This is a genomic window from Thalassomonas sp. RHCl1, from assembly GCF_947387555.1.
GTDB lineage: Bacteria > Pseudomonadota > Gammaproteobacteria > Enterobacterales > Alteromonadaceae > Thalassomonas.
In genome coordinates, this window is sequence record NZ_CANDNZ010000011.1 from 55,729 (window position 1) to 73,736 (window position 18,008).

14 protein-coding genes are annotated in these 18,008 nt (G+C 48.7%); 7 read left to right on the forward strand and 7 right to left on the reverse strand.

Annotated features, from left to right (window positions below):
* Positions 1-24 precede the first annotated feature (24 nt).
* The 6 genes from QL234_RS24285 to QL234_RS24310 all read left to right on the forward strand — a co-directional run bounded on the left by QL234_RS24285 (position 25) and on the right by QL234_RS24310 (position 5,887).
* Positions 25-339: a hypothetical protein gene (locus QL234_RS24285; protein WP_281560346.1), complete on the forward strand. Its 315-nt coding sequence runs from the start codon at positions 25-27 to the stop codon at positions 337-339.
* A gap of 82 nt (positions 340-421) precedes the next feature.
* Entirely contained in the window at positions 422-826 is a 405-nt protein-coding gene (locus tag QL234_RS24290; RefSeq protein ID WP_281560347.1) for a hypothetical protein, read from the forward strand.
* A 94-nt stretch (positions 827-920) separates the two neighbouring features.
* Positions 921-3,785, forward strand: a complete 2,865-nt coding sequence (locus QL234_RS24295; RefSeq protein WP_281560348.1) for a pitrilysin family protein — start codon at positions 921-923, stop codon at positions 3,783-3,785.
* Between the two features lie 125 nt (positions 3,786-3,910).
* Entirely contained in the window at positions 3,911-4,750 is an 840-nt protein-coding gene (locus QL234_RS24300; RefSeq protein WP_281560349.1) for an AraC family transcriptional regulator, read from the forward strand.
* Between the two features lie 88 nt (positions 4,751-4,838).
* The gene (locus QL234_RS24305; protein ID WP_281560350.1) at positions 4,839-5,579 is read left to right on the forward strand and encodes an AzlC family ABC transporter permease; all 741 of its coding nucleotides are present in this window, start codon (positions 4,839-4,841) and stop codon (positions 5,577-5,579) included.
* Complete coding sequence (locus QL234_RS24310; protein WP_281560351.1) at positions 5,576-5,887, forward strand: AzlD domain-containing protein; 312 nt, start codon at positions 5,576-5,578, stop codon at positions 5,885-5,887. The genes QL234_RS24305 and QL234_RS24310 overlap by 4 nt, the downstream gene beginning before the upstream one ends.
* 57 nt (positions 5,888-5,944) lie before the next feature.
* Here the strand turns inward: QL234_RS24310 and ccoG are convergent, their stop codons facing one another.
* From ccoG to QL234_RS24330, 4 genes are all read right to left on the reverse strand, one after another.
* The gene (gene ccoG, locus QL234_RS24315; protein WP_281560352.1) at positions 5,945-7,327 is read right to left on the reverse strand and encodes a cytochrome c oxidase accessory protein CcoG; all 1,383 of its coding nucleotides are present in this window, start codon (positions 7,325-7,327) and stop codon (positions 5,945-5,947) included.
* A gap of 195 nt (positions 7,328-7,522) precedes the next feature.
* The gene (locus QL234_RS24320) at positions 7,523-8,950 is read right to left on the reverse strand and encodes a sigma 54-interacting transcriptional regulator (protein WP_281560353.1); all 1,428 of its coding nucleotides are present in this window, start codon (positions 8,948-8,950) and stop codon (positions 7,523-7,525) included.
* Positions 8,951-9,067: 117 nt separating this feature from the next.
* Positions 9,068-11,194: an ATP-binding protein gene (locus tag QL234_RS24325; protein ID WP_281560354.1), complete on the reverse strand. Its 2,127-nt coding sequence runs from the start codon at positions 11,192-11,194 to the stop codon at positions 9,068-9,070.
* 150 nt (positions 11,195-11,344) lie between these two features.
* Positions 11,345-13,261 carry a methyl-accepting chemotaxis protein gene (locus QL234_RS24330; protein ID WP_281560355.1) on the reverse strand — a complete coding sequence of 639 codons (1,917 nt, stop codon included), beginning with the start codon at positions 13,259-13,261 and terminating at the stop codon, positions 11,345-11,347.
* A 467-nt stretch (positions 13,262-13,728) separates the two neighbouring features.
* On the opposite strand from QL234_RS24330, the gene QL234_RS24335 reads away from it, so the two are divergent.
* Complete coding sequence (locus QL234_RS24335) at positions 13,729-13,968, forward strand: hypothetical protein (protein WP_281560356.1); 240 nt, start codon at positions 13,729-13,731, stop codon at positions 13,966-13,968.
* Positions 13,969-14,016: 48 nt separating this feature from the next.
* Here QL234_RS24335 and flhA read toward each other — a convergent pair whose 3' ends face one another.
* The 3 genes from flhA to fliR are packed head-to-tail and all read right to left on the reverse strand — an operon-like array spanning position 14,017 to position 18,008.
* On the reverse strand, positions 14,017-16,092 hold the full coding sequence (flhA, locus tag QL234_RS24340; RefSeq protein ID WP_281560357.1) for a flagellar biosynthesis protein FlhA: 2,076 nt from the start codon (positions 16,090-16,092) through the stop codon (positions 14,017-14,019).
* Positions 16,093-16,106: 14 nt separating this feature from the next.
* On the reverse strand, positions 16,107-17,234 hold the full coding sequence (gene flhB / locus QL234_RS24345; protein WP_281560358.1) for a flagellar biosynthesis protein FlhB: 1,128 nt from the start codon (positions 17,232-17,234) through the stop codon (positions 16,107-16,109).
* Positions 17,235-18,008 (reverse strand): flagellar biosynthetic protein FliR, encoded by a 774-nt coding sequence (gene fliR, locus QL234_RS24350; RefSeq protein WP_281560359.1) that lies wholly within the window; start codon positions 18,006-18,008, stop codon positions 17,235-17,237.

The following is an 18,008-nucleotide window of genomic DNA, read 5'->3' on the forward strand; positions in this document are numbered from 1 at the left end:
ATAATTAAACATTGAGGTATACATATGTCGATAGCGAACCCTTTGACCGCAGGCACTGAAATTCAACGTGTTGCGGTTGCCAGTACCACAGAAGTAAAAACAACAGAAACCCCGGAAAAAAGCTTCGGTGTTTTTGCCGAAGACGTATTGGAAATATCCAGTTTAGGCCGGGAAAAATTACAACAAGAAAACCAGCTCGATGCCGCCAACCGGCAAATTGAACAAATTGCCAGAGAGTTTATCCGGGTCAGTTCCAGCATAGGCAAAAGTAAGGTTGCCAATAACCTCAGCCATGAACAAGCCACCACCCTATACAAGGCCATCGCCGCCTTATTGTGATGTTAATCAAAAAATCTTATCCGTTTTCGCGATAAACTAGTGTAAGCTCCACCCATGCCAGATGATGTAACAGGTTGTAGTTGTGAAATTTATCCCTCATGGCAAGCTCAGTGCCAGTATAGAAAATAATATTTTTATTATTGATGGTACAGGTCCCTGGAATAAAGAAGCCCTTGAACAGGCTAGCCGGGAGTTTTCCGCCTTACACCAACAATTATACGGTACAAAGTGGGGAGTCTTGGTACTGACCCACGGCGATCCCATTCATACTCCCGATGCCAGTCACTTACTGATAGACGCCATCAAAACCGATAAGCGGCATGGCCGGATAAGCACCGCTTTAGTGGTCAAAGACTGTGACGATGTTAAGTTCGCTAAAATACATATCAGGGATATTTATCATAAGGCCGGAGAAAACCTGCAATTCTTCGAGAACGAACAAAGTGCAAAACATTGGTTGCAGACACAATTAAGCGCCGCTCAGTAAGCTGATTTTTCAACATTAAAGCGCAACAGAACCGCTAGCCGAGTTCAGGATCATAAACTACACTCAGATCTTACTGGCTTTCGGGAGCAAGACTTTGAAAAAATGGATTTTCCCCTTTCAACTCATCCTCTTTTTTGTCTTACTCACGGCTTGCGAACAAACTACACAGCCCGGCGGGCAAGATCAAAAGCCGCAACTCCCTCCCGGCATTAACTTTATCGAAGCCGTTAGCGCGCAACCGGGAAAAATCCTTATCCCCTATCAAAAGTATCAACTGGACAACGGCTTAACCCTGATCCTGCACCAGGATAATTCCGATCCCCTGGTCCATGTTGATGTTACCTATCATGTCGGCTCTGCCAGGGAAGAGCCGGGAAAATCGGGTTTTGCCCACTTTTTTGAACACATGATGTTCCAGGGCTCGGAGCATGTCGGTGACGAACAACATTTTAAAATCGTCACCGAAGCCGGCGGCACCATGAACGGCACCACAAATTCAGATCGCACCAACTATTTTCAAACCGTACCCGCCAACCAGCTGGAAAAAATATTATGGCTCGAAGCCGACCGCATGGGCTTTTTGCTTAATGCCGTTACCCGGGAGAAATTTGAAGTACAAAGGGAGACGGTTAAAAATGAACGGGGACAAAGAATAGATAACCGCCCCTATGGCCGTTTATATGAAAGGGTTTCCCAGGCCCTGTATCCGCCGGGGCATCCCTATTCCTGGCCGGTTATAGGTTATATGGAAGATCTCAACCGGGTCAATGTTAACGATCTCAAAGCTTTTTTCCTGCGCTGGTACGGCCCCAACAATGCCACCTTGACCATAGGGGGAGATATCGATCCCGGGCAAACCCTGGCACTGGTGGCCAAATACTTTGCCGCTATCCCAAGCGGCCCCGAAGTCAAAATGCCGGAAAAGCCCAAAGTCACCCTGGACAGCGACAGGTACATCTCGATGCAGGACAATGTTCATTTACCGCTGTTATATATGACCTACCCTACGGTATATGTTCGCCATGAAGATGAAGCCCCGCTGGATTTACTGTCCACTATCCTCGGCGGCGGCAAAACCTCCTTGCTTTATAAAAACCTGGTCAAAAACCAGTTGGCGGTACAGGCCTCCGTCAATCATCCCTGCAGCGAACTCGCCTGTACCTTTAATTTACTGGCGCTGCCGCATCCTGCCTCGGGCAAATCACTGGCAGATATTGAAAAAATCATCCGCGATACCCTGCTTGAATTCGAACAACGCGGGGTAGAAGATGACGACTTGATCAAGGCCAAAGCACAAATGGAAGCCGGTTTCATTTTCGGTCTGCAAAGTGTTGCCGGCAAGGTCAGCCAGCTCGCCGCCAACCAGACCTTTACCGGCGATGCCAACTATATCACCCGGGATATTGCCCGTTATGCCGGGGTCGGCAAAGCCGATGTCTTGCGCGTTTACCGCCAATATATCAAAGACAAGCATGCGGTGATCATGAGCATAGTGCCCCAAGGAAAGCCGGAGGCAATAGCCGCTGCCGATAATTTTCTCCCGGTTAAAAGAAACATAACCCCGGCCTCCGAGACTGCTGCCGCAGATTTGCAGCTAAGACAAGTATCGGACAGCTTAGATCGCAGCAAGATCCCCGTCAGTGGTGCCAACAAAGCCGTGCCTCTGCCAAAAATGTGGCAACAAAGCCTGGCAAACGGCATGAAGATTCTCGGCAGCCAAAGTTTAGAAACACCAACCACAAGTTTGTTGCTGAAAATTCCTGCCGGCCATTATTTTGAGCATAAAGAAAAAGCGGGCACAGCGGCAATATTGGCGCGTATGTTAAATGAATCGACCTTAAAGCGTAGCGCGGAAGACATGAGCAAGGCACTGCAAAAATTAGGCAGTTCAGTAGCCATCTCGGCGGGCAATCACTACTTGCGGGTCAACATTAATACCTTAACAAAAAACCTCGACGCCACCCTGGCCCTGGTGGATGAAAAAATCAGGCAACCGGCGTTTAAGGCCAGTGACTTTAACCGGGTAAAAAATAATGCCATAGAGCAAGTGATCAACAATAAAAAAGATCCCGGCTATCTTGCCAGCACCGCATATCGGCAATTGTTATACGGGGACAATATCGCCGCCGTCGGCAGAAGCGGCAATGAGGCAAGCCTGGGTTCGCTGGCATTACAAGATATTAAAGCCTTTTACCAGGAGCACCTTAAACCTTTTAATGCGCAGCTGATCATTGTTTCCGATCGGCCGAAAGCCCAACTGCTCACTTCCCTGCAATACCTGGCAAACTGGCAGGGAAAAGGAGCGGAGCTGGCATTAAGCCTACCCCTCCCGGAAACAAAAACCGGCGTTATCTACCTGGTACATAAAGACAATGCCCCGCAATCGGCGATCCGCATCGGCAAACGCGCCCTGAAACAGGATATCACCGGAGAATATTATCAATCCACCCTGATGAACTTTCCGCTGGGAGGCGCCTTTAACAGCCGCATCAATTTAAATTTAAGGGAAGATAAGGGATATACCTACGGTGCCCGCTCCGGATTTCACGGCGACAAATTATCCGGCAGCTTTACCGCCAGCGCCCAGGTACGGGGGGATGTTACCGACAAATCCATTATTGAACTGGTCAAAGAAATTCAAACCTATGCCAGGCAGGGCATCACGGCAGATGAGCTGGCCTTTATGCGCAATGCCATCAATCAAAAAGATGCCCTCAAGTATGAAACGCCCGGGGCCAAGTTAGCATTTCTGGCGCAAATACTCGAACATGATCTCACCCCGGATTTTGTCAGGCAAAGGGAAAAAATCGTCAGCGCCATCACCGCAGACGATATTAATGCCCTGGCAAAAAAACACCTGAACCTAAAAGAGATGATTATGGTGGTCGTGGGAAATTCCCATAAGCTTAAACCTGAACTGGAAGCCCTGGGTTATCAGGTGATCCCTTATAAAATATAAGCTGTTCCCTGACGTCCATGTCATCGCAGAATACTTTTCCTCCTGAACATAAAGCGCAATTTTGTACAAACTTTTCACCGATACTTAAGGTACACTGAAATTCCAGTGAGTCAGGCGGTAGAGCAATGCAGGAAAAAACCAAAGAACAGACCCGCTTCAGTTATCACCGTGAGCTCGGCGGCCTTGAAGTGGTGGATGCCCATTATTACCGAAAGAATTTTTCCCGCCACAGCCATGAAGGTTACACCATCAATGTGATCGATAAGGGAGTACAGAAATTTTACTATTCCGGTTGCGAACATTTTGCCCCCGAGCACAGCATCATTTTTGTCAACGCCGATGAGATCCATAACGGCCAGTCGGCCACGGACACCGGCTGGTCCTATCACGGCATGTCCCCGCTGGAATCCCAGTTCAGTAAACTTGCGGCCGACCTGGGCTTAGGTCCTAACTTTGCCCCTTATTTTCCCAATGCCGTCGTCAATGATCCCCACCTTGCCGGCCAGATGCGGCAAATGTTCAGCCTGCTGGCCAGCTCGGATAACAGCCTGCTCAGGGAAACCTTAGTATACGGTGTGATGAGCCAATTAATGATCAAACACGGTAAGCGCCGGATAGATCTCAGGAATTATCGCCAGGATCATGTGGGCCTGGACCGGGTGAAGGCCTTTATTCATGATCACTTGAGTGAGAATATCAGCCTGGAAACTTTGGCGTTACTTGCCGGTAACAGTCCCTTCTACCTGGTCAGGCAATTTCAGAAAAAGTTTGGCCTGCCGCCCCATGCCTACCAGATCCAGCAAAGGCTGAAAAAAGGCAAAGCTCTGCTGCGCCAGGGCATGAAAGTTGCCGCGGTTGCCAGCGAAGTCGGTTTTCACGATCAGAGCCATTTCCACCGGCATTTTAAAAGAGCCATGGGTTTTACCCCGGGTTATTATGCCCGCGAAGTTTCTTCCGGGAAGTAAGCTTCAAAAAGAGTACAATTTTGTACAAGCCGGCGGCCGCTGCCAATGCCATAATAATTCCCTTAATGAAGTAGTTGGTTAGATATTAATGTCACTTACAAAAAAACAAGCCGCCATGATCATGGCAAAAAAAGGCTGCCTGGATATGCTGCCCCTGAACCTGGCGGTACTGCCCTGGGGCATTTTATGCGGCTCCCTGGCAATACAGAGAGATTTCTCGGTACTGGAGGCGTTATTAATGCCAATGCTGGTGTTCGCCGGCGCTGCCCAGTTAGTCGCCACCGAACTTATTGCCAATAATACCCCTTTGGCGACAATTTTATTCACTACCTTCATTATCAGCTCCCGCCATTTCCTTTATGGCCTGGCATTAAGGGACAAATTAAAGCATCAACCGCTGCGCTGGCGCCTGGGCTTAGGTTTTTTATTAACGGATGAGTTATTTGCCTTTTCCGGTGAGCGTAAATCACTGAGAGGAAAATTAAGATTAATCTATGCCTTATTTACCGGCGGCAGTTTTTATCTTTCCTGGCTCCTGTGGAATATTATCGGCATTATCGCCGGCAGCTATTTACCGGACCTGACCACTTTAGGCTTAGACTTTGCCATCGCCGCCACTTTTATCGCCCTGGTGATCCCCAACATTATCAATATTCCGATAGCCGTTACTGTGGTCGTCGCGGCAGTCCTATCGGTTCTGTTTCATTTGCTGCACTGGCAACTGGATCTGGTGCTGGCTTCGGTCCTGGCCATGTACGCCGGTTATTTCACTTCCAGGAAAATAGAGCAAAACAAAAGCAGACTGATTAACAGGGAGCATAAACTATGACTTTATTGACCATCCTATTGCTGGCCGGCATCACTTTCCTGACCCGTTACCTGTTTCTGCACCCTTCACTGCCGGTCAAGTTAGGTCCGAAAATGGAGCACTTTTTAAGTTTCAGCGCACCGGCGGTACTCACCGCTATCTGGGTGCCCATCATCTTTGTCCGGGACGGGCAGCTGGCTATATCGCCGCAAAATCCCTACCTGATATCGGCAAGCATTGCCGTGCTGCTGGCATTAAAATTTAAAAATGTCTACCTGACCCTGGGGGCCAGCTTAACCGTCTTTGCCCTGCTCAAGATCACTTTCTGATCACCGTTAGCGGTGCCGAAAACTCCGGCACCGCATTGAAACCTTGAACAAAAGCCGCTAATCAGAATAAAAACGGGTTTCTTTTAACAGATGGATCTCGGCATTATTTTCCGCCTGGATCACAAACTGCAAATTAGTAACCTTATGCTTGATATGCTCCCTTGCCACCGTCAGGGTCACAGGTACGCTTAACATTTCACCCGCCGCCACTGTTATCGGCTTAGTCACACTGCTTTTCACCTCATCAACCCCGAGCACAGCCAATTGATAACGCTGCGCATGCTGTGATTTATTGATCAGCTTGAGCTGATAACTGTTTTCCACCTCATCCAGGTAGTTGGTACGGTACAGAACATTACGATCCCGCAGCACAGACACTTCCACCGGCACCCGGGCATACATGGTAATACCCATCAAAACCACGAAAAATATCGACAAGCTGCCATAACCTAAGATTTTCGGACGTAATAGCGGGGATTTCTTGCCTGCCAGGGCATTTTCACTGGTATAGGAAATCAGTCCTTTGGCATAACCGAATTTATCCATGGTTTGATCACAGGCATCAATACAGGCACCGCAGTTAATGCACTCATATTGCAGGCCGTTGCGGATATCAATCCCGGCGGGACACACTTCCACACATAAGTTACAGTCAACACAATCTCCCAGGCCCAGCTGACGGGGGTCTTCTTTACGTCGGCGGGCGCCGCGGTTTTCACCACGCTTTTTATCATAAGCCACCAGCAAGGTATCCTGATCAAACATCGCTGACTGGAACCTGGAATAAGGACAAAAATAAATACACATTTTCTCCCTGATCCAGCCGGCATTGCCATAGGTACATAAAGTAAAAAAGCTCACCCAAAACGTCACCAAACCGGACCATTCCAGTTCAAGCAGGCCGTTATACAAGCCGGTAGCCGGCACAAAATAAGTAATAAAAGTCGTGGCCGTCAGGAAAGACAGGGTTAACCAGATAGCGTGCTTAAGCAGTTTTTTCCCCGCTTTGCCTGCGCTCAGCGGGCTTTTATCCAGACGCATTCTTTGATTGCGGGTTCCTTCAATTTTTTCCTCGATCCAGATATAGGTAAAAGACCAAACCGTTTGCGGGCACAGGTAACCGCACCAGATACGCCCGAGCCAGGTAGTAATAAAAAACAGCAAAAAGGCCGCGATCATCAACAGCCAGGCCAGCAAAGTGAAATCTTGTGGAAACAGGGTAATGCTAAAAAAGTGAAACTGCTGCTTGCCGATATCCAGTAAAATAGCCTGCTTGCCCTGGTAAGTTATCCAGGGCAGCAAAACAAATAACAGCACAAAAATCACACCGGTATAACGCCGTATTTTTTGAAACAAGCCTTTTTGTTTGCGGATATAGACGGGCCCCTGGGTTTTATAGGGTTTAATGATGAGATCTTCTTCTTTAAAATCGAACTTCATGGTTTACTGCTTACATCAAACATTTTGCAGCCTAACAGCAATTTCAATGCCAGATAAAAAGAGAAAGCTATCTCATTGATTTAATAACAACAAATATAATGGCGCCCGGGTTAAGCTTATAAAAAAGCCACGATATCTCGCGGATACGCGACATATCGTGGCCTTATTCCCGGTGTAATGCTTATTTCTTCGGAATTAACCGGGACGTGCTATTGCCAGTTTTTTCATTTTGGAGCGCAGCGTACTGTCGGGCAAACCCAATACCCTGGCGGCACCATTATCGCCGCCAATCTGCCAGTGACAGGCTTCCAGCACCGCACAAATATGGCGCTTTTCCGCCATTGCCAGCGACTCGAATGCCTCTGCCTGACTACCCGGATCCGCAAGGAGCTTATGTTTAAAATCGAGAATATTTCCCCGGGTTAAAATCGCTTCCCGCTCCAACAGGTTCTGCAACTCCCGGATATTGCCAGGCCAATGGTACTGAGCCAGCATTTTCAAACTGCTGTTGCTGATCGCCTGGATATTTTTTCCCAGCTTGCTGTTGAGCTTGCCGATAATCACCTGGCATAAAGCCGGAATATCTTGCGGGCGCTTTCTTAACGCCGGAATATGGATCGGAAAGACATTTAACCTGTAGTATAAATCGATACGAAAGTCCCCCTGTTCAACCATTTGCAACAGGTCCCGGTTGGTGGCGGCAATAATACGGATATCCACCTTTATGGTTTCATTACCGCCAACCCGTTCAAATTCCTGCTCCTGTAACACCCTGAGCAGTTTACTTTGTGCCGCCATCGACAACTCGCCGATTTCATCCAGAAACAAGGTGCCTTTGTTGGCCAGTTCAAAACGTCCTTTGCGCCGCTCACTGGCGCCGGTGAAGGCGCCTTTTTCATGACCGAAAAGCTCAGACTCCAGCAGGCTCGAGGTAAAAGCGGCACAATTAACCCGCACTAAGGGAGACTTATTACGCAGGCTTAAACTATGGATATTACGCGCCACCAACTCCTTGCCGGTACCGTTCTCGCCGAGAATGAGTACCGTACTGTCGGTTTTAGCCACCAGCTCCAGTTGCTCCAGCATCTCCTTAAGCGGCGCACTTTCCCCCACCAGCCCCGCCGCCGACCATTCCTGGTGCAATTCATTTTGCAAATAGGTATTTTCCGCCTGTAACTGCTCCGTTAACTGCTGCACCTCTTGTAATGCTTTTCTCAGATCACTTTCAGTTTGTAATTGCTCACTGACATCACGAAACACGGCAACCGCGCCGATCACTTCATTATTTTTAAAAACCGGGGTCGTGGTATATTCCACCGGGAAGCTTGAGCCGTCTTTGCGCCAGAATACCTCCCCGGTCACATGACGGCTGATACCGTCTTGCAAGGTACCGTAAATTTTACATTCGGCAGCAGGATAAGGACTGTTATCGGCATAACTATGATGATGGTACTGGTGAATGTTTTTACCCAATAATTCCCCGGCACACCAGCCGGTCATATTCTCCGCTGCAGGATTGATAAACACGGCATTGCCTTCACGATCAAAACCATAAATGCCTTCACCAACGGCATTAAGCAGCAATTCTGAGTCTGCCAGATAATGTTTAATATTGTCTTTCATTATGTTCCCCGCCGGCCCCGCCACATGCCGGTTAAGTACATCAATACAGGCCACGATATTTCGAGGGATAATTTTAAGCTGTTCCCCTGCGCTAATACAAGTACTTAGTACCGGCGTTCAGCCGGAAGACGGGGCCTGACCGCCTTTGGGCAGGAAGATCACAAAACTGCTGCCCTGCCCGGGGGTACTGCGACACTCTATCCTGCCCTTAAGCTGTTGGGTGATCAGGTTATAGACAATATGCATGCCTAAACCACAGCTACCGCTTTTTCTCGAAGTGGTAAAAAAAGGATCAAAAATAAGCGCTACCGTCTCGGCAGACATGCCCAAGCCATCATCTGCTATCTGCATGATAATATCATCCCCGGTTTCACTGACACTCACTGTGATGTTGCCGGCCTGGTCTGAGGAAAAGGCATGCTCCAGGGCGTTGTCGACGATGTTGGTGATGATTTGCACCAAAACCCCGGGAATAGAGTAAATTTCCAAATTCCTGTTGCTGCATGCAAACTGGATATTATGGTGACTATGGGTAATTTTAGGTGACAAGGAGCTGATGATTTTATTGATGTAATTTTCCAGGTTAAAATAGCAAAATTCATCGGATGCCTGGTCCGCTGCTACCTGCTTGAAATTGGTGATCAAATTGGAAGCCCGTTTCAAATTGGCCAGCAACAGGGTGGCATTTTCTGCCAGCAGCTGTTTGCTTAAAGCGAAGTCGCTTTTACTGAGTTTGCCCGCTTCCAGTTCGTGGTAAGCCTGACGAATGCTTTCTTCCATATTCGACGCCGCCGTTACCGCTATGCCTAAAGGGGTATTGATTTCATGGGCAACGCCGGCAACCAGGCGCCCTAACCCGGCATGTTTTTCCTGTTCAATGAGTTGTTGCTGGGTATTTTTCAGTTGCTCCAGCGATTGCAGCGCTTCTTCGGTTTTTACCGCCAGCTGCTGTGTCCGGATCTTCACCTTATCTTCCAGTGCTTCATTGAGCTGATAGACTTCTTTTTTCGAACGGGATAGCTGCTCATTACTTTCGACAATTTCAGACATATAGGCGGTGATTTGATGATAAACATCGTCCAGCGCCTTGATAATCGGGGTAAACTCATTGGTTTGTTCATAATAGATCGGCTCGATCACCACCCCTTCACCGTCGCTTTTATGGGTAATGGATTGCTTGATCAGCGCCAGCACCTTATCAAAGGGAGAAAATAGAAAACGGATCAGGACGATCATAATGATGATAAATCCCGCCCCGATTGCGGTTCCAGCCAGTAAAGTCACCGTGGTAATGTTGTTAACTTCCTGCTCCATATCCGATACCGGACTCAGGGAACCAAAAATAAAGCCGTCTTGTGTCCGGTAAAAGTAGATATTGTATAAGACATTATCAATAACGAGATTTTCAAGGATAGAAAACTGTCCGCTTTGTTTGTTATCCAAAACCTGCTGTCCCCAGGGAAACAGCCGTGCACTTTGCATCGCCAGGGCAGGATCTTTTGGATAACTTAAAAATTGCTCTGACTGTACATGAATTAAAAAAGGAAACGAGTTCGCCGACACCCTGACGCTTTCCAAAAAATCGGTGAGCTCTTTTAATGACCAGTCGACGGTTGCCAGCCCTATTTCTTTATGCCGGTCATCATACATCACCGCATCTACCGTCATCATTAAACTGTAACTGCCGGCATCGTCATGATAAGGGGGAGTCCAGAAGATGGGCTTGACACGCTGTTGCTCACGCCCCCAGCCATGTTCGGACGCCAGGGTGTACCAGTCCTGATGATGGTAGTCATACTCAGGGGTATTAAGCTCCCAGCTAAATTCTACCTTTAAGCGTCCCTGGTAGGCGTAGGGACCGAAATAGCGGACGCTTTGCTCCAGGATATAAGGCTCATACCAGATGCCGCCACCTATGGCTTCGGGAAAACTGCTGAAATTATTTACCAGGATATCTTCCACCCTGGCCTCAATCACCTCCAGGGCAAATTTTTGCTGCTTTTTCAGTAAAAACAGGTTTTCGCCGGCAATGGCCAGGTCGGTGACATTACGTTCCATCAAGCGGGTCAGGTTATTGATCTTGGCGATGCTGGCGGCAAAGGTTTGCTCTATCGCCCGGTTATTGAGTAGCAGTAATTCGTTTTTATAGGTGTAATGATTAAACAGCTGAATGGTGCTGTAAGCGATAAGCTCAAAGAAGACAACAAAGACCAGGATACGGGTTTTAATATTGGATATCGCCATAAAGAGATAAGCCTTTATTCCCCTGCATGAAAACCAGGCATAGTTACATGAAATGCTCCCTATATAGTAGTCTATATGCTCCCGTTTATTTTCAATCCCGATATTATGGCATTCCGGCAGCCTTTTGCTGCCGAAATGCCAAGCTGGCGCTTATTTCCGACCAAAAGACTGTACCAGCTGATCCAGCTGCATTGCCAGCTCGGAGATGCGCAAACTCACCTGCGCCATATTATCCGACTCCGCCAGGTTTAAATTGGTTTGATCCTGGATATCGGTAATATTACGGTTAATATCGTTAGAAACCGCCGCTTGCTGCTCGGTTGCCGTAGCCACCTGGATATTGAGGTCGCGCATTTGCGTCACATTTTCCACGATATTGACCAGGGTCTGCTGGGATTTTTCCGCCGATTCGGCGCCGGAATGGGATTTCACTTCCGAATTTTTCATCGCCGTCACCGCCTTGGTGGCTTCGTTGCGCAGCTGATTGATATTTTCCTGGATTTCATTGGTGGAATCACTGGTACGCTGTGCCAGCACCCGGACCTCATCGGCAACCACAGCAAAACCGCGCCCCTGTTCGCCGGCCCGGGCTGCCTCTATCGCGGCATTTAACGCCAGCAAATTGGTTTGCTCGGAAATACTGCGGATCACATCCAGTACCGAACCGATAGACTCGGTTTTATCCGCCACATCTTTAACCACCTGGGAAGCAGACGACATTTCTTCAGATAACTCCAGGATACTGCCGCGGGTATCATCCACCACAGTGCGGCCGTGCTGTATGGTATTATCCAGGCTGTCCGCCGTGGATGATGCCTGCGAAGCATTATTGGCCACTTCGCTGATCGCCACCGACATTTGATGGATCGCCGTTGCCAGTTCAGTGGTTTTCCCCGATTGCGTCTGGCTGCTGGTCAGGGATTTGTCCGCAGACTCCGAGACCGCCAGGGCTTCTGCCCGCAGAGCCGTACTGGTGGTCGCCAGCTGCTCTACCGTATCGGCAATTTTCTCGACAAAATTATTAAAGCCCTGCTCAAGCCGCTGCAATTCCGGGGCTTTCTGGGTATTTAACCGCACCGACAAGTCGCCGTCCGCCTGTCCCAGCCGGGTAAATTCTTTCGCCAGCATATCTATCGGTTTGGTCATAGTGCCCGCCAGGAAGAAACCTAAGGCACCAAAGCCCGCCAGCGCCAGTAAAATGGTAATAATCGTGGTATTGGCCGCCGAATCTATTTTGGCAAAAACTTCATTCTTCGGTACCTCGGCCACCACATACCAGTCGGCGCTTTCAATATAGCTGGATGCCAGAATAACATCTTCACCCGCCACTTCCGCTTCGATCAGGGCAAAATCTTTTTTATTGATCAGCTCCCGGTTCACATCACTGCCATAAAGCTTTTTAATATCGGCTTTATCCAGCTTGCCGGTGTCTTTATGTATCTTCACTAAGCCCTGGCTGTCGGTTAAAAAAACAAAGCCGGACTGTTCAATTTTATTACGGTTAAGCAATTCCACCACTTCGGTGACAGGTTTACCTACCCCCGCCAGGCCCCGGCCATTTACCTGCTGAAAGTTAACAAATAACTTAGTGATACCGTCTTCGGTAAACAAACTTTTAGAGCTGGCATTACCCGAGGCGACGAAAGCAAAATACCAGTCATCCACAGGGCTGCTTAACACCCGCAAAAAGCCCTTATCATTCCAGTAACGGTCGGTTTGTTTATCGGCAAAAGAAGCATTGATCAGTTGGTGCTGAGTTTTAATTTTATCTAAATGCCTGACCAGCAGGTCTTCATTTTCTTTTAACTTCCCCTGATCCAATAACTCATGAATAAACAGATCATCGCCAATCTGATTGACCGTCGCCTGCATCAGACTGATTTCCTTATCCACCTGGTTGCGGATCCTTTTCAGGATATTGGGCAGCTCTTTACGCTCCATGCTGTCGATCAGCATATCTTTCGCACTTTGATGGCCGATATAGCCGACCAGGCTAGAGGTGAGTAATACCGCAATTAAGATGGCAAGAGAGAATTTCAATTTTATCGATAAATTCGCGAACTGCATCAATAGAGCTCCACTATAAATTTTTGATATCGCAAGCCGGGCTATAACTATAATAAACAAGCTACCATTTAGCTCTTATTTATAGCGGGCTTTCGCTGTTAACTAGCTGGTTAACGAACGAGTTAACGAACTAAAAACTGATAACGCTTCTTGCATTCTCAGCATCCAGATACTACAACAGATTTGAAAAGAAGCCCAAGAATGAATCAAAAAAAGATGACCAAATGGTCAATTAAATAGCGCCCCTTGTTAGGAAAAACGACTTATATCCTTGATTTTTATCTGATAGGCTAATAAAGGTAATGGCAATAAAGCAGCATCAACCGGGATCAGAAATATCCGCCATTTAATTACAAAACAATTAAAGTTTTGTAAATTTTTTTCCGCTTTGTATAAGTACTTTTAGCAATTAAAAAATGTCAGTGAATTATATTAATCAAAAACAGCATAGATGGTTACATAAGCTGATGCTTTATATGATTCTGGCTGATTATGTTTTGATCTTCATGTGCTTCAACGGCTTATCCGGGGTCAACCTGTCCGGCGGCATTTTAATGACCGCTTTTTTGATCCTTTATAATGTCTTGCTGGTGAAAATCGTGCTGCGTTTTACCCGGCGCAATAACGACAGTTATATTATTTATCCGGTGATCGGCTGCTGCTTTTTACTGGCGGTTTTTATCTTCCGCTTTTTCCTGCTGGTTTAATGCCCCCTTAAAAAGCAGGCAAGCGTTAACTTGCCTGCACTTGTTTGTTTAACCTAAGGTACCCACTACGTCCACCTGGATATGCTCAGGCACTTCATTATAAGAAAGCACAGACAAACCTTTGGCAAAAGAGCGGGCATATCTTGCCAGCAAAGGCCGCAACTGCGGTGTCACCAATAGCGCCGCCGGATGGCCGTCCTGCTGCAATTTTTCCTTCACCGCCGGCATACGCTGCTGCAGCTGGCTCAGCAAAGTAGGATCGATCGGGAAGCTGTCCAGCGACACTTTAACTTCCTGCTGCGACTGGTTAAGTGCCGACAGCAGGGTTTGCTCCAGCTCATCCGCCAGGGTAAAAGTCGTTAACCGGCTTCTATCCCCTATCGCCTGGGTAATAATGCTGCGCTTTAAAGTACAACGGATATCCGAACACAGCAGCACGGGATCTTTGGTGGTTTCCGCCGAATCGATAATGGTAGTGGCGATGTTGCGGATATCCGCCAGGGAAATCTGCTCCTGCAGCAACTGACGGAACACCTTTAACTGCTCGTTCGCCGTCAGCGCCTTGTCAAAGCTCTCCGCCAGCTTGGCGGATAAACTGCGTAACCTTTGTACTAAGGCTTCGTTTTCATTAAAGCCGAACATTTCTCCCAGGTTTTCCCGCATGATCTTACTGACATGGGTAGCGATCACCGTCGGGCAATCCACCACCGAATAACCCAGGTTTAATGCCTTAGGTTTATTGTCTGCCTCTATCCACACCGCTTCCATGTTATAGGCGGGATCCCGGGTGATTTCACCGTCGAGGCTGCCGAACACTTCACCGGATTTTATTGCCAGCAGGGCATCCATTTTCACCATACCGGCAGCGACTTTGGCGCCGCTGATCTTGATGCGGTATTCGTTAGGTTTAAGGGTTAAATTATCTTTCACCCTGACCTCGGGCAACAAAAAGCCCATTTTTTCCGACAGGGTTTTGCGCACCCCCTTGATGCGGCTGAGCAGCTCGGCTTCCTTACTTTCATCCACCAGGGAGATCAGCTGATAACCCAGCTCCACCGACATACAATCGATAAATGGCAGGTCTTCCCATTTCAGCGGTTCGTCTTTTTTAGTGAGCGCCTCCACCATTTCTTCCGCCTGCTCCAGCGGCTCATCCGCCACCACGCGATTTTTCTGGCGCCAGCCGACAAAAGCCAAAACAGCGGCAAAAGATAAAAACGCTATCATAGGCATGCCGGGTACCAGACCCAGCACCAGCATCACGGCGGCGGCGGTAAAGATCACCGCCGGGGTTGCCAGCAGCTGCTGCTGTACCTGGCTGGAAACATCACCGTCATCGCTATTGATACGGGTAACAATAATGGCGGCGGCGGTTGCCAATAATAATGACGGGATTTGGGCGACCAGGCCGTCACCTATGGTCAGCAGGGCAAAACGCTGGAACGCTTCACCGGCAGTGAGATCATGCTGGAATACCCCGATACTGAGACCGCCAAGTAAATTGATCACTAAGATCAATAAACCGGCTACCGCATCACCGCGGACAAATTTTGATGCACCGTCCATGGCCCCGTAAAAGTCCGCTTCTCCGGAAACTTCACTGCGGCGCTGTTTTGCCTGGTGCTGGTCGATAATACCGGCATTTAAGTCGGCATCGATCGCCATCTGCTTACCCGGCAAGGCATCCAAAGTAAAGCGGGCCGCCACCTCGGAAATACGCTCGCCCCCTTTAGTGATCACGACAAAGTTAATGATCATCAAGATCACAAACACCACCATACCGACCACATAATTGCCGCCGATCACCACTTCACCGAACGCCTGGATCACCTTACCGGCACTGTCTCCCCCTTCATGGCCGTGTAGCAGCACGATCCGGGTAGAAGCAATATTTAAAGTCAGACGCATCAAGGTGGCAATCAGCAACACGGTGGGGAATACCGAAAAGTCCAATGGCCTTTTTGCCGACACCGCCACCAGCAGCACCATAATGGATAAGACGATATTAAAGGTAAACAGGCTATCGAGCAGCCAGGGGGGCAAAGGCAAGATCACCATGGCCAGTATCGCCAGGAGTAAAATAGGAATACTTACTTTGGTATTCTTTAATGTGTTCCAGTTCACAATAAACCTCTTAATTAACGTCTTAAACTTTCGGGTATGGCAAAATCGGGCAAGGCATTGGGGGCCTTACCCCGGCCCTGACGATACGCCTTAAGCTGCATGATATAAGTTAAAATGTAAGCCACCGCGGTATACAGGGCGCCGGGAATTTCCTGATCTATCTGGGTGGAGTAATAAATGGCCCGGGTCAGCTCCGGCACTTCCAGTACTTCCAGTTCATGGCGATAGGCAATTTCCTTAATGCGCTGCGCCATATGATCAACCCCTTTGGCAATCACAAAAGGCGCAGCCGAGCGATCGGCATCATATTTCAGCGCCACCGCATAATGGGTCGGGTTGACGATCACCACATCGGCATCGGGGATCAGTTTTTCCATGCGCGCCTGACTCATTTGCCGCTGGATTTGTTTGATCTTTTGTTTAATTTCCGGGCGGCCTTCGCTGTTCTTATGCTCTTCCTTAACTTCCTGCTTACTCATGCGCAGCTTTTTCAGCATGGCAAATCTCTGGTAAGGCACATCTATCGCCGCCACCAGCAATAACGAGCTGCCCATGATGATAAAAGCCAGGGAAATGATTTTCATGCCGGTTTCTATCGAGCGGATCAAAGGCATTTGCGCCATAGCAAACAATTGCGACCAGTATTCGTTGAGGATACTGGCCATGGTCAGGGCAATCAGGCTGATTTTCAGGATAGATTTAAGCAACTCCATCAAAGAATCTTTGGAGAACATGCGCTTGAGCCCGCTAACAGGATTCATTTTGCTGAATTTCGGCATCACCGCCTTCAGTACAAAAATAAAGCCGCCGGGAAATAAACCCAGCAGAATCAGCACCAGGTTCAGAAAGAGGATAAAAGGCACCAGCACCATCAGCATATCGATAATGGCTTCGGCAAACATCGACGCCATCAAAGAAGGATCCCGGGTCGCCGCCCAGTTCAGCTGCATTTGTCTGGACATCAGCTTACTGAAAAACTCACTAAACAAAGGGGCAAACCAGAGGAAAGCGACGCCGCCGATCAGCAGCAAACCCGCGGTGGCCAGCTCCTTGGAGCGTGCCAGCTGGCCGTCTTTCCTCGCCCGGTCGATTTTTTGTTGCGAGGCCTGTTCCGACTTATCCTGGGTAGAATCTTCCGACATCTAAGCTCCGATCACGCTGCGCATTTGCGTTAATACATACACGGTTAAATCCAGAAAACGGTTGGGAATGGCGGAAAACACCAGCCCGAGGCAAAACAGGCCCATCAGCATGCCCATGGGAAAACCCAGGGAAAACACGTTTAACGACGGCGCACTGCGGTTCATGGCGCCGAAAGTCACATTCACCAGCAGCATGGCGATAATGGCCGGCATCGCCAGCATCAACCCGGAGGCGAACATCCAGGCCACCAGCTGCACCACCACTTCAATGTCCAGGGCAAAAATACTCTCCCCCACCGGCCAGGTACGGAAGCTTTCGACAATAATGTCCAGGGCGATCAAATGGCCGTTCAAACTCAAAAACAGCAAGGTGGCAAAAATGATCAACAGCTGGGAAATCAGCGGCGCACTGCCGCCGTTGGCGGGATCATTCATCACCGCCATCGACAGACCCATTTGCATCGACAGCAACTGGCCCACCAAAAACATCATAGTAAACAGTAAATTCAGACTCAGTCCGAGCAGAACTCCAAACAGGATCTGCTCGATTGCCAGCACCAGGGTTGAAACCGAAAAAGGATCAAAGGCCGGCATCATCGGCATCATAGGGGCGATAATGGCGGCCAGCACCAGGGAAAATAAAATGCGCACCAGCGGCGTCACCCGGGGATCGCCAAAAAACGGCATCAGCCAGAGTACCGCGGCAATGCGAAAAAACGGCCACCACAGCTTACCGAGCCAGGCCATCAATTCCGGGGTACTTAAGGTCAGCAC